This is a genomic window from Kordia antarctica (genome assembly GCF_009901525.1).
Taxonomy (GTDB): domain Bacteria; phylum Bacteroidota; class Bacteroidia; order Flavobacteriales; family Flavobacteriaceae; genus Kordia; species Kordia antarctica.
Window position 1 is genome coordinate 1,680,638 of sequence record NZ_CP019288.1, and the last position, 11,900, is coordinate 1,692,537.

Genomic DNA, 11,900 nt, shown 5'->3' on the forward strand with positions numbered 1-11,900 from the left:
ACGTTAGCCTTCATTATGACCAACCAATAAACCAATGATAAAATTCTTTAGAAAAATACGTTACGATCTTATGGAGAAAAACAAAACTGGAAAGTATTTAAAATATGCTATCGGAGAAATTATACTTGTAGTCATTGGTATATTAATTGCTTTGCAGATAAATAATTGGAATAGCGAGCGGTTAGCTAATGCAAAAATGACAACCTATCTACACAACTTAAAAGAAGATTTAGTATCTGATACTCTTGCATTTAATAATGCAATTGGATTTTATAAATACGTTATAGATTATAAAACCAAATTGTTGTCTCTTTCTCAATACGAGAATATTTCAACAGATAGTCTTTCATTCATAATCACTCCGCATTATTCAAACTATGATTTAAATACTACGACTTTTACTAAAATCAAAAATTTAGGAATATCTAAATTATCAAAAAATGATAGTCTTTCAAAAAAAATATATAATTACTATACAACTAGAAAAAAGATTTTCAATACAATTATTAACTGGGAAGTTGAGTCAACAAATAACGAAGGTAATTATTGGTATTCTAGCCAAAACGAATTTGAAATAAAGCACAGTAATGATTTTCCTCATTTTCAAGATAAAAATGAAAATCGACAAAATTTAATAAAACTTATTTCTGAACCAAAAGGAAGGAATAATCTCTTGTTTGATTTCCAGAGGAAACAAAGAGTTTTAAGAGAATATGAAAAAATGAGGTTGATCGCAATTGAATTAATTAGCAAAATTCAAAATGATTTAACAGTCAGATAAAATAACGAAAGGCTAACAACGTGTATATTTAATTGCTAGGTTATCGCCTACTTGGAAATTCCTTCGGAATTTCCTCTGGTTCGTTTTCTTTTGCTAAATTAGTTACCTAAACACGCAAGGAAACCATACACAAAACCGTTGTGCAAATATTTGAACTCACTCACTAAAATATGAATAGACTTTTGACAATTTTATTTTTAACTTCTTTCTTATCCAGTTGTAATGAAAGTAAAGAATTATTCGATAATTTCAAACTTATTAAAGGGAGCGAACTATATGGAGAGGGAAAATATGAGGAAGCCAAAAGAATATACTTGAACGTAATAAATTCTAATGCAAAAATTGATAGTACAACTTTGAGTAATATATATACACTTATTGGAAATGTATATGAAAAACAAGATAGTCTTAAAATGGCTGAAAAGTATTATTTAAAATCAAAAAAAATGGATGATACTTATTGGGAAATATGGTTTCATTTAGCAGTATATTATGACAAAACTAATGATTTAGAACGGGCGAAAACAAATTACAATCAAGCGGTTAAACTTAATCCCAAAAACAATTCTCTTTTAAATAACAGTGCTCTTTTTTATTTTGAAAGAGGCAATAATAGTCAAGCATTGGATTTGATTAATCAAAGTTTTGAAATTGACAGTTTGAATGAAACAAGCATTTGGCTAAAATCCAAAATTTTGAATAAAATAAAAACTGAAACTAAAAACTAAAAACGTTGGGTAATATTGGTGACAGTTGCACAGCTATCTTTTTTAATAATATTTCAAAATTTTGAACAAAACACAAAATAATTAACGGAATTTTTGAAGATGAAAAATATTGGATTTATTCGGCTGTGATTTCACCAGATGGCAATTATTTAGTTTTCAATTCTTACGATGCACCAAACGGAGCAGGTGGCGAAGATATTTTCGTTTCCAAAAAGACTGAAAACGGATGGAGCAAAGCAAAACCAATTAGCGCTTTAATAAACACTAAAGATGAAGAAAGTAGTCCACGATTTTCGAGAGATGGTAAATATTTCTTCTTTAGCAGAGCAGAGAGTTTAGGAAATTACGAGTTTGGAGAATGGAGTATTTTCTTTATGGAAACAGAATACCTCAATTTGGAAAATATTGACGACTAAAAATAGACTTATGAAATTTGTACTTACTATACTAACAATTCTAACATTTACTTCGCTTTCCTTTGGACAAACGACAATTGACGTTTCAAAAATTCAAACAGTTAAAGAAAATGGAATAAAGTTAAACACTTTTAACGACAAACCATTTACAGGTCATATAATTGAAAGCTTTCCGAATGGTAAGCCTAAGTCTTGGCAAACTGTAAAAGATGGATTAGCCAATGGCTTATGGCAAGAATGGTATGAAAACGGACAACTTAAATATAGTGCGTTTTGGATTGATGGAAAAGGACACGGACTTTGGGAATATTATCACGAAAACGGAGTTTTAAGACAGGAAGAGTATTACGATATGGATATTCCAATTGGGATTTTCAAATTTTACTTCAATAACGGACAAGTAAAATCCAAAACGAGTTGGATGAATGGAAAAAAGCACGGGATTTGGAATTACTATGATGAAAATGGAATTTTACAAAAGACAGCGTTTTATGAATATGATGAACTGATTTCAACTACAGCGAAGTAATAAACGTTGCTTAACAAAGAACTAAGGTGAAAAACAAGTGAATTCAAATTAATTTTTACCTAAATACCTCTAAAGTTAGCATTTTATGGGATGCTGTTTTAACTATCGAAAAAGCTTGTAAAATGAATTTATCAAAAGTAAAGGAAATATTAAATCTACCAATTGACATTGCAGGCCTGGTATTCTTTAGAATTGCTTTTGGTTTGACTTTATTGTGGGAAGTATTTAGGTATTTTGATCATAATTGGATAAAGCGTTATTGGATAGATCCTGACTTTTATTTTACCTATGAAGGGTTCGGCTGGGTTACACCATGGACAGGTGATGGTATGTATTACCATTTTTATCTGTTGGGACTTCTTGCTTTTTTTATCGCAATTGGATTTCTATATAGAATAAGTACTATACTATTCTTTTTAGGCTTTTCGTTCATTTTTTTACTAGACAAAACAAATTACCTCAATCACTTCTACTTAATCATCCTGCTCAGTTTCATTATGATTTTTTTACCTGCAAATCGAGCATTTTCAGTAGACGCATATATTTTTCCAAAAATAAAAAGAGATTGGGTGCCTAGTTGGACCTTGTGGTGGCTAAGAATACAATTGGGAATCGCCTACTTTTTTGGGGGACTTGCGAAAATAAATGGCGATTGGTTACAAGGTGAACCAATGAGAAAATGGCTTTCATCGCGAACTGACTTTCCCGTAATTGGGCAATGGTTCAACGAGGAATGGATGGTCTATTTATTTTCATATGGTGGACTATTTCTCGATTTATTGATATTTCCATTGCTCGTTTATAGAAAAACTAGACTAGTAGCATTTATCGTAATAACATCTTTTCATTTGATGAATTCCCAATTGTTTGGGATCGGAATTTTCCCTTGGTTTATGATTGTCGCTACTTTTATTTTCTTTCCACCAGAAAAGCTCCGATTTTGGAAAAGATTCAAAACTAAAAAACCCATTTCTTTTGTGACATCAAGATGGGCTTTATGGGGATTGGGAATCTATATGTTCTTTCAAGTAACAATACCACTCCGACATTTTTTATTTGATGGAAATGTGAACTGGACAGAAGAAGGTCATCGGTTTTCATGGCATATGAAATTACGAAGTAAGTCGGCAAAAATAAAATTCACTGTTATAGATCATGAAACTGAGAGCTCAAAAGTAGTTAAGTTATCCAAATACCTTACCAAACGGCAACGAAAAAAAATAAAAACCAAGCCCGATATGATATTGCAGTTTGCACATTTCCTAGCAGAAGAAGCCGCAAATAGTGGGCAAAAAATTTCCGTACATGTTAGGTCACGATGCCGTCTTAACACAAGACCCAGAGCTGATTTGATTGATCCTAAAGTGGATTTGACCAAAGTTAAATATCCTTTCTATAAAAAGGCAGATTGGATACTACCTTTAGAGATTCCACTAAAACAATAATTTGTATAGGATTAATAAAAGTTAAACCAATTAACATCATAATATTAGTTAATGACATTGAGCCTATAAAAAACAAAAAAAACCGCTTTTCAACGGGATTAAATAATTGTTCCTTTAGGAATTACAGCTCCTTTTTTGATTACTACAATTCCTTCTTTGATGCAATACGTATCTGTTTCTTTGTCTTCTAAATGTTTCCCGCCATTTATTTTTACATCATCTCCAATGCGACAATTTCTGTCGATAATTGCATTTTTAATATGACAGCGCTCGCCAATTCCCATGAGAATATTAATTTTCTTTTTATCGATTTCAGCTAAAGATTCATAATTATCACTTCCCATCATGTAGGTATTTATAACCACCGATTCTTTCCCAATACGTGATCTAATTCCAATGACAGAACGCTCTATTTTGGCTGCATGAATTATACAACCATCTCCAATAACTGCTTTATTTAGCGTCGTTCCCGAGATTTTTGATGTTGGCAATATTCGCGCATGCGTATATATTCGTTGCTTTTGATCGTATAAATTGAATTTTGGAATGTCGTCTGTTAATCCAAGATTGGCTTCAAAGAACGAATCAATATTTCCAATATCTGTCCAATAGCCTTCGTATTGGAAACTTACGGTTTTGTGTTCGTGAATGCTTTGTGGAATGATTTCTTTTCCAAAATCTACCGTATCAGGATTGTCCATCAATTTGATAAGTAAATCTCTATTGAAGATGTAAATTCCCATAGAAGCTAAGTAGTTTCTACCTTCACCTTTCATTTCTTCACTTACTTCTGAAGTCCAATCTGGTAATAAATCTGCTTTTGGTTTTTCAATAAATGAGGTAATTACATTTTCTTCATTCGTTTTTAAAATTCCAAACGATGTTGCGTCTTTAGCATTTACAGGATATGTTGCAATAGATATTTCTGCGTTAGCTTCCTCATGTTTTTTTATCATTTGGTTGAAATCCATTTGGTATAATTGATCTCCCGAAAGGATCAACGCATATTCAAAATCGTGTGCTAAGAAATGATGCATACTTTGTCGTACCGCATCTGCCGTTCCTTGAAACCATTTGTCACTAGAAATTGTCTGTTCTGCCGCAAGGACATCAACAAAAGCCGAACTGAAAAAGCTAAAGTGAAATGTGTTTGAGATATGTTTGTTAAGCGATGCAGAGTTGAATTGCGTTAATACAAACATTCGTTTAATATCCGAATTGATACAGTTTGAAATTGGAATATCAACCAATCTGTATTTTCCTGCAATTGGAACTGCTGGTTTTGACCTTGCTTCTGTTAGTGGATATAAACGTGAACCTTGTCCACCGCCTAAAATGATACTTAGTACTTTGTCGTTAATCATGTCTTTATAGTATGGATTTGTATAATGCTTCTGTTTGTTTTGCGATTGCTTTCCAGTCAAAAAAGTCTTCTACACGTTTTCTACTTGCAATTGCCATGTTATTTCTAAGTTCTTTGTCGTTAATAATTTTGTTGATTCCATCCGCCAAGTCTTTGGAGAATTTTTCTGGATTTACAGGTTCAAAAGGTGCTGTCTTTTGTTGTTCAATTTGAACTAAAATTCCAGTTTCATTTTGTACAACAACTTCTTTAATTCCACCAACAGCACTTGCAACTACAGGTGTTTTACAAGCCATTGCTTCTATATTTATGATTCCAAATGGTTCATATATAGAAGGACAACAAAAAACCGTTGCATGCGAATAGAGTTGAATGATGTCTGCTTTTGGCAACATTTCAGCAATCCAAAATACATTTTTTCGTGTTTGCTTTACAGCATCGATACTTTCCTTCATTTCTTTTTCGATTTCTGGAGTATCTGGCGCGCCGGCACACAACACTATTTGCGTATGCTCATCAATATGTTTGATGGCATTTACTAAATGAATGATTCCTTTCTGACGCGTTATTCTTCCCACAAATAATACATATGGTTTTGAAACGTCTATATTGAATTTTTCAAGAATTGTTTTTTCTGGTGTGAATTGATATTGCTCTAAATTGATTCCGTTGTAGATGACTTTTATTTTATCTTCATTTACATTGAAATGCTGCAATACGTCAATTTTTGTTTCTTCCGATACGGCAATAATCGCATCTGCCATTTCAATCGCTGTTTTTTCAATCCAAGAAGAAGCATCATAACCTCTTCCAAGTTGTTCACGTTTCCAAGGTCGTAACGGCTCCAATGAATGTGTTGTAATTACTAACGGAGTTCCATAACACAGTTTTGCCATGATTCCTGCAAATTGTGCATACCAAGTGTGACAATGCACCACATTTGCATCAATTGCATCGGCGTTCATATCAAGATTGGTATTGAGCGTATTGAATACAGGTTTTAGTTTTTTATCTGTATTTGCAAAGCTTGAATGATCGCCTGAAAAACCTTTGACACTTAAGTTGTTTTCATTTATTTCTTGATCGCCAAAACTTCGTACTTCAACTTCCATGAGTTGCTTCAATTCGTCTGCTAAATATTCAACATGAACTCCTGCGCCTCCATATACGTATGGCGGGAATTCTTTTGTAAAAAAAAGTACTTTCATTTGTTTTTTCGATTTGGTCTATTGTAGTGGCTTACAAATTAATCAATTAAAATTAAATTTGTGAGCCTTAAGGTATATAAATCTACTAAAACGTTTTCGTAATGTTAAACTATTTATTACGACCAATAAAAAATAAACTTATTGTTAAATTCACATTATGAAAAAGATAGTATTACTTGCCGTTTTCGGTTTATTATTAAGCTGTGGTACATCAGCACAAGAAAAAAAAGAGACAACTACAAAACAAGAAACGTTTAAGGTTACTAAAACCGAAACTGAATGGAAAGCACAATTGAGTTCTGAAGCTTTTTATGTGTTACGAGAAGCTGGAACCGAACGCGCTTTTAGCAGTCCGTTGAATAAAAATTACAAAAAAGGAACGTTCTATTGTGCAGGTTGCAATACGGCTTTGTTTAAGAGTGAACATAAGTTCGATTCTGGAACAGGTTGGCCAAGTTTTGATCGTGAGATTGAAGGAAATGTAGCATTTTCAACAGATTATGATCTTGGATATGCACGTACCGAAGAACATTGCGCAACTTGTGGCGGACATTTAGGACACGTTTTTGGTGATGGCCCAAGAAAAACCACAGGAAAAAGACATTGTATTAATGGAGTTGCTTTGAAGTTTGTAGCTGAATAAAGACTTGCTTCATTTCGACTTCGCTCAATGCAAGTGCTTTTGGTATTTTGATATGTGAATTATTTACACACTAGATAAACTTTTAAACTAAAGTTTTACTGTTTGGATTATTAGATTTTTGGACTTCTTGGATTATTTACTTCACTTAGCTCTGTCATTGTTATTGTTCGTTTATTAGTGTTTACACTGAGCCTTTCGACTCTCGCTCAAGATAAACTAAAGTCGAAGTGTTTGTTGTTTTATTATTTTATTGATGGAAAATTTATTGGAAGAAATATTGGGTTGTAGAATTTGTCAAGATCACTTGCCACTTGGTGTGAATCCTGTTTTGTCTGCGCACAAATCTTCTAAGATTATTTTAATTGGACAAGCGCCAGGTTTGAAAGTACATCAAAGTGGAATTCCTTGGGATGATATGAGCGGAAAACGATTGCGGCAATGGCTGAATGTTTCCGATGAAACTTTTTATAATCCAAAGAATATTGCACTAATTCCGATGGGATTTTGTTATCCCGGAAAAGGAAAAACAGGCGATTTGCCTCCACGAAAAGAATGCGCAGAAGCTTGGCACAAACAGTTGTTGTCTAAAATGCAAGAGGCCGAATTGGTATTGCTTGTTGGACAATACGCGCAGAAATATTATCTACAAGAAAACGCTAAAAAGACTCTCACAGAAACTGTCGCAAATTATGAAAGTTATTTGCCAAAATACTTTCCGTTACCGCATCCGTCGCCAAGAAATCGTTTTTGGCTCAGTAAAAATCCTTGGTTTGAAAAAGAAGTGATTCCGGTGTTGCAGCAAGAAATTTCTAGACTTCTTTGATTTTTAGACTTTCTTAGACTACTTGGAGACTAGCTTAGATTGTTAGATTTTTCACCTCGACAAGCTAAGTCTGTATTTCAATTTTTGGTATATTTACTCTATGGAAAAACGGTATTTTGTTTTAAAGAAAGGCTATCTCAATATTGATGCAGAATTCTTTTATTTTAGCGATCATGGTAATTGGAAAACCTGTGAAATAGTAGAAGAAACCGAAAACCCGAAGTTGACATTTACGTATGTTTTGGAATATCTTTTTGAAACATTAATGACGGTAATTACAATTGTTATTTTTATGTTTCTTATAAGTGGATTTCTTGAATTTGCTTTTGGAATGGCTGGAATATTTGGAGTATTATTTTTATTAGCAATTTTTCATTTTTTTAATAGACGCTATAAAATTGCACAGTTTAAAATTCCTGTTGATAAAATTGAACGTTTGCAAGTTGTGTCTAATCAATTGACAGTGAAGTTTGCAAATAGTAAGAATCAACAAATTGTACATACTATAAAGTTGGATGATGAAGCCGAAGTTAAAGATATTAAAAAGTATTTGAGCGAACATTTTAACCATAAATATGCTACCGCATGAATTCCGTAGCAGAAAATTATTTAGAAAGTACACGCAAACAGTTTGTCTATTACAAAAGCTTAGGCGATAAAACTTTTGCGCAATTAACTGATGAAGAAATTCACTGGCAACAGAATGCAGACAGCAATAGCGTTTCTATTATGGTGAAACATATTGTTGGGAATATGTTGAGTCGTTGGACAAATTTCCTTACGGAAGATGGCGAAAAGGAATGGCGACATCGTGATACAGAGTTTGAAGATACGTACACTTCAAAAGCCGAAATGCTTGCCGCTTGGGAGAAAGGTTGGAAATGTTTGTTTGATGCGATAAATCCGCTTGAAGCGAAAGATGTTTCCGGAATTATCTACATTCGAAATCAAGGTCACACAGTTATGGAAGCAATTACGCGTCAGTTGTGTCATTATGCGTATCATATTGGGCAACTAGTGTATATTGGCACCTTGATTCGTGGAAGTGAATGGACTTCGTTATCTATCCCGAAAGGGAAATCTACCAATTATAATACTGATAAGTTTAGTAAAGACAAAGGGAAACGACATTTTACTGAGGATTTGTAATTTGGATTTTTAGACTTCTTAGACTAGCTTAGACATTCTTAGACTGGCTTAGATTTTTTAGACTTTCTTGGACTGGCTTAGATTAATTTGCTGTTACGCGATTAATCCATGTATAATCATACAAACTTGGATCAACATAGTGCTTCGCTCCTATTTTTTTGTTGATGATTTCATTATAGTCATGATCTTTGAAGAATGGGCTTTTAAAAATATTGTGAATATCATAACCGAGAAATTTCATCTTTCCTACGACATGTCTGAATTCGTAAGTTTCTGATAGATTTTGTTGTTGTAAAATATAGTTTCCAACAGCATTAAAAAGTGATGAATAGCCAATACAATTCGCTTTATTGGTTTCAAAATTTAGGTTTGGATTGTTTGATGTTTCATGCAATGTAAATTCTAATTCTTTACTGGTAATTTTATTACTAATTTCTATAATATCGTCAATAGTCAATTCTTCATCATTTGTATATTTTTCAATACTTTGAATGATATTTTTGTTGGTAATTGCATAATTTTTTCGCGTTTCAATTTTCGTATATGCAACCAGATTTCTATAAAGAAAACCCTTGAAAATAAATAGCAAAATACCTGAAACAAGTATTCGATTTAGATATTTTTTGAGGTTACGCATTACTTTTTAAATATTTTCTTCCAAGAATTACACCAGCACTAAGAATTACTGCAAATATAAACATTCCGCCAAATGCAATTTTTAATGTAAATGAAGAATCTTCATAAATTTCATCTGAAAATAATTGATGCATAGCAAAAAATAATCTTGTCAAGACTAAAGAAGACGCAATGAGTGTTGCTAAATATTTTGGATTTCCATATTTAGCAAGTGTTGCGTATAAAATTGGAGCAATATGTATTTCTGCTAGAGTTAATAAAAATAATGAAAAAATGAACAGCCAAAAGTGATAAATCGTTACAACTTCAGGAATTAAAAATAGAATTCCATAAGATGCAACCGCAAATATAAAACCAATTGCCAGTTTTACGAATTGATGATTGTAATACCAAGACCAAAGTATTGCAAATACAATTACAACAGGAATCATAAAAAATGATTCTAATTGTTGGAATATAGAATCTAAATTTTCAAAACTTACAACTTTGGAAAGACTTATTTGCGACTCAATTCGTTTTAAATACCCAATTTCAAATAGCGCCCAAAATAAGCCAACAACCAGTATAACTAGCACTATTTTTAGTATCCGATGATTTAATGCAAACTGTTTTAAATCCTTATTTTTAACAATTTTTTCTTTGGAAAGTAGCGGCAATACTATTGAAATTAAAAAAAATACACCAGCCAACCCAAATCCATACATCCAGCCATATATTTCGCCTATATATCCAAGTAGTAAGACTCCGATAAATGCGCCAAGATTTATAAATCCATAGTGAATTGTATACGCTGCATCTAACAATTTTGTGTTGTTTGTGTAGAGTTTTCCAAAGTATGCCATGATATTTGGTCTGTATAAACCTGTTCCTATCGTAATGAAACCTAAACCAATGTAAACTGCTGTTATGGAAGGAATGCACAAAATAAAAGCGCCTATTGCTTGTAATATTCCTCCTAAAATGATTGCATTTTTATTTTTGAATACTAAATCGCCCAAAAGTCCTCCTAAAAATTGTGTTCCTATTAAAGTAGATATAAATATTCCATAAATTGAAAGTACAACTGGATATGACAAACTCTCAGTTCCTCCATTTAGCAAGAGCTCACTTGTTAAGTATACTACTAGCAAGACTCTTAGTCCATAATAACCTGCTCTTTCAAACAATGTTGCTATTAGATATATTACTGAGTATACACTATGTTTTTGGTGTGTTATTTTCTGCATGAAAAAGAATTTAAGATTGGTAACAAATCGGTTTTGTATAGTGATACACTTTATGAGTAGTAATTTCTAGTATTTCGTTTCAGTTTTTAAACATTTTTTTAAATCGCGATTGCTCATACCACAAATTTATAATCCTACTATATACCGTAGAATGAAGTATGATTTTTAATACTATTTTTGCCTTTCCATACACGATCGCACATACAAAATCACCAAGAAAATGATAAAATAGATTACATACTTTATCCATTTGGCACGTTTGTTATAACTTGCTTCTTCTTCTAAAGTTCGCATTTTAAATGTTGGTAATTTTTCAGGTGTTGCATTTGGATTTTTGTATTTTCTGAGCACAACTTTCTCTAGCAATTCTTCGCCTTCTTCACTATCTAAAAGAACTCCTAAATGTCTTTTTGCAACTCCAAAAGTGAAATCTTCCATCAATGAATCTTCAGTATACGGTTCATCTTCAGGATAATTTTCATCTTTCCAATACCGATTTCCATTTTTTGTAAATGAACTTGCATAGATTTTCTGTTCTTCTTCAAATGGTTCGCCATGTTCTATAATTTCGCCATCGACTGCAATTTTCAACCGTGTTTTCAAACCTCTTTTAATCAATGAATATCCGTGAAAATTTACAACACTTTGACAGGCAACAGACAAAATTTCCGCATGAGGAAACATAGATACCAACGCAGTTTCTTCAGCTGTTAAATTCAGTCTATCTGAACGTTCAATTGTATTTCCAGTTAGTTGATAATCATCACAAATAATAATGGTATTATTGTAATATCCGATATTGATTGAAGCATCATTTGGATACAAACTTTCCTCAAGCGAAACTTCACTATCAAATTCATAGTTTGCTTTTTCAATCGCTTTTAGAAGTGCACTATCATCTTTAAAATCATACCGGTTTTCTATAAGAATCATTGATGTTTTCCAACCCATAT

At 32.4% G+C, this 11,900-nt stretch carries 14 protein-coding genes; 9 read left to right on the plus strand and 5 right to left on the minus strand.

Annotation, left to right across the window (positions count from 1 at the left end; translation table 11 throughout):
- The first annotated feature begins 70 nt into the window (after positions 1–70).
- The 5 genes from IMCC3317_RS06815 to IMCC3317_RS06835 all read left to right on the plus strand — a co-directional run bounded on the left by IMCC3317_RS06815 (position 71) and on the right by IMCC3317_RS06835 (position 3,899).
- Complete coding sequence (locus IMCC3317_RS06815) at positions 71–781, plus strand: DUF6090 family protein (RefSeq protein WP_170293835.1); 711 nt, start codon at positions 71–73, stop codon at positions 779–781.
- Positions 782–951: 170 nt separating this feature from the next.
- Positions 952–1,509: a tetratricopeptide repeat protein gene (locus IMCC3317_RS06820; RefSeq protein WP_160128257.1), complete on the plus strand. Its 558-nt coding sequence runs from the start codon at positions 952–954 to the stop codon at positions 1,507–1,509.
- Positions 1,510–1,634: 125 nt separating this feature from the next.
- Positions 1,635–1,925, plus strand: a complete 291-nt coding sequence (locus IMCC3317_RS06825) for a TolB-like translocation protein (RefSeq protein ID WP_160128784.1) — start codon at positions 1,635–1,637, stop codon at positions 1,923–1,925.
- A 10-nt stretch (positions 1,926–1,935) separates the two neighbouring features.
- Positions 1,936–2,454: a toxin-antitoxin system YwqK family antitoxin gene (locus IMCC3317_RS06830; protein WP_160128785.1), complete on the plus strand. Its 519-nt coding sequence runs from the start codon at positions 1,936–1,938 to the stop codon at positions 2,452–2,454.
- 122 nt (positions 2,455–2,576) lie between these two features.
- On the plus strand, positions 2,577–3,899 hold the full coding sequence (locus IMCC3317_RS06835) for an HTTM domain-containing protein (protein WP_160128786.1): 1,323 nt from the start codon (positions 2,577–2,579) through the stop codon (positions 3,897–3,899).
- Positions 3,900–3,997: 98 nt separating this feature from the next.
- On the opposite strand, the gene IMCC3317_RS06840 is transcribed toward IMCC3317_RS06835, so the two are convergent.
- Entirely contained in the window at positions 3,998–5,263 is a 1,266-nt protein-coding gene (locus IMCC3317_RS06840) for a glucose-1-phosphate adenylyltransferase (protein ID WP_160128787.1), read from the minus strand.
- 4 nt (positions 5,264–5,267) lie between these two features.
- Positions 5,268–6,470, minus strand: a complete 1,203-nt coding sequence (gene glgA, locus IMCC3317_RS06845; protein ID WP_160128788.1) for a glycogen synthase — start codon at positions 6,468–6,470, stop codon at positions 5,268–5,270.
- Positions 6,471–6,627: 157 nt separating this feature from the next.
- Between glgA and msrB the strand changes: the two genes are divergently transcribed.
- From msrB to IMCC3317_RS06865, 4 genes are all read left to right on the plus strand, one after another.
- Entirely contained in the window at positions 6,628–7,113 is a 486-nt protein-coding gene (gene msrB, locus IMCC3317_RS06850; RefSeq protein ID WP_160128789.1) for a peptide-methionine (R)-S-oxide reductase MsrB, read from the plus strand.
- Positions 7,114–7,366: 253 nt separating this feature from the next.
- A complete protein-coding gene (locus IMCC3317_RS06855; protein WP_160128790.1) occupies positions 7,367–7,936 on the plus strand; it encodes a uracil-DNA glycosylase family protein in 570 nt (189 codons plus the stop codon).
- Between the two features lie 100 nt (positions 7,937–8,036).
- Positions 8,037–8,525 carry a hypothetical protein gene (locus IMCC3317_RS06860; protein WP_160128791.1) on the plus strand — a complete coding sequence of 163 codons (489 nt, stop codon included), beginning with the start codon at positions 8,037–8,039 and terminating at the stop codon, positions 8,523–8,525.
- Positions 8,522–9,085, plus strand: coding sequence for a DUF1572 family protein (locus tag IMCC3317_RS06865; protein WP_160128792.1), 564 nt, complete (start codon positions 8,522–8,524; stop codon positions 9,083–9,085). The genes IMCC3317_RS06860 and IMCC3317_RS06865 overlap by 4 nt, the downstream gene beginning before the upstream one ends.
- 82 nt (positions 9,086–9,167) lie before the next feature.
- Here IMCC3317_RS06865 and IMCC3317_RS06870 read toward each other — a convergent pair whose 3' ends face one another.
- The 3 genes from IMCC3317_RS06870 to IMCC3317_RS06880 all read right to left on the minus strand — a co-directional run bounded on the left by IMCC3317_RS06870 (position 9,168) and on the right by IMCC3317_RS06880 (position 11,898).
- Positions 9,168–9,722, minus strand: a complete 555-nt coding sequence (locus tag IMCC3317_RS06870) for a hypothetical protein (RefSeq protein WP_160128793.1) — start codon at positions 9,720–9,722, stop codon at positions 9,168–9,170.
- The gene (locus IMCC3317_RS06875; RefSeq protein WP_160128794.1) at positions 9,715–10,947 is read right to left on the minus strand and encodes a POT-type proton-dependent oligopeptide transporter; all 1,233 of its coding nucleotides are present in this window, start codon (positions 10,945–10,947) and stop codon (positions 9,715–9,717) included. The genes IMCC3317_RS06870 and IMCC3317_RS06875 overlap by 8 nt, the downstream gene beginning before the upstream one ends.
- Positions 10,948–11,118: 171 nt before the next feature.
- A complete protein-coding gene (locus tag IMCC3317_RS06880; protein ID WP_160128795.1) occupies positions 11,119–11,898 on the minus strand; it encodes a hypothetical protein in 780 nt (259 codons plus the stop codon).
- Positions 11,899–11,900 lie beyond the last annotated feature (2 nt).

What these genes read in the sequence shown, in the direction of transcription:
- IMCC3317_RS06815 (WP_170293835.1), top strand. Translation starts at nt 71, where the DNA reads ATGGAGAAAAACAAAACTGGAAAGTATTTAAAATATGCTATCGGAGAA.
- IMCC3317_RS06820 (WP_160128257.1), top strand. Translation starts at nt 952, where the DNA reads ATGAATAGACTTTTGACAATTTTATTTTTAACTTCTTTCTTATCCAGT.
- IMCC3317_RS06830 (WP_160128785.1), top strand. Translation starts at nt 1,936, where the DNA reads ATGAAATTTGTACTTACTATACTAACAATTCTAACATTTACTTCGCTT.
- IMCC3317_RS06835 (WP_160128786.1), top strand. Translation starts at nt 2,577, where the DNA reads ATGAATTTATCAAAAGTAAAGGAAATATTAAATCTACCAATTGACATT.
- IMCC3317_RS06840 (WP_160128787.1), bottom strand. Translation starts at nt 5,263, where the DNA reads ATGATTAACGACAAAGTACTAAGTATCATTTTAGGCGGTGGACAAGGT.
- glgA (WP_160128788.1), bottom strand. Translation starts at nt 6,470, where the DNA reads ATGAAAGTACTTTTTTTTACAAAAGAATTCCCGCCATACGTATATGGA.
- msrB (WP_160128789.1), top strand. Translation starts at nt 6,628, where the DNA reads ATGAAAAAGATAGTATTACTTGCCGTTTTCGGTTTATTATTAAGCTGT.
- IMCC3317_RS06855 (WP_160128790.1), top strand. Translation starts at nt 7,367, where the DNA reads ATGGAAAATTTATTGGAAGAAATATTGGGTTGTAGAATTTGTCAAGAT.
- IMCC3317_RS06860 (WP_160128791.1), top strand. Translation starts at nt 8,037, where the DNA reads ATGGAAAAACGGTATTTTGTTTTAAAGAAAGGCTATCTCAATATTGAT.
- IMCC3317_RS06865 (WP_160128792.1), top strand. Translation starts at nt 8,522, where the DNA reads ATGAATTCCGTAGCAGAAAATTATTTAGAAAGTACACGCAAACAGTTT.
- IMCC3317_RS06870 (WP_160128793.1), bottom strand. Translation starts at nt 9,722, where the DNA reads ATGCGTAACCTCAAAAAATATCTAAATCGAATACTTGTTTCAGGTATT.
- IMCC3317_RS06875 (WP_160128794.1), bottom strand. Translation starts at nt 10,947, where the DNA reads ATGCAGAAAATAACACACCAAAAACATAGTGTATACTCAGTAATATAT.
- IMCC3317_RS06880 (WP_160128795.1), bottom strand. Translation starts at nt 11,898, where the DNA reads ATGGGTTGGAAAACATCAATGATTCTTATAGAAAACCGGTATGATTTT.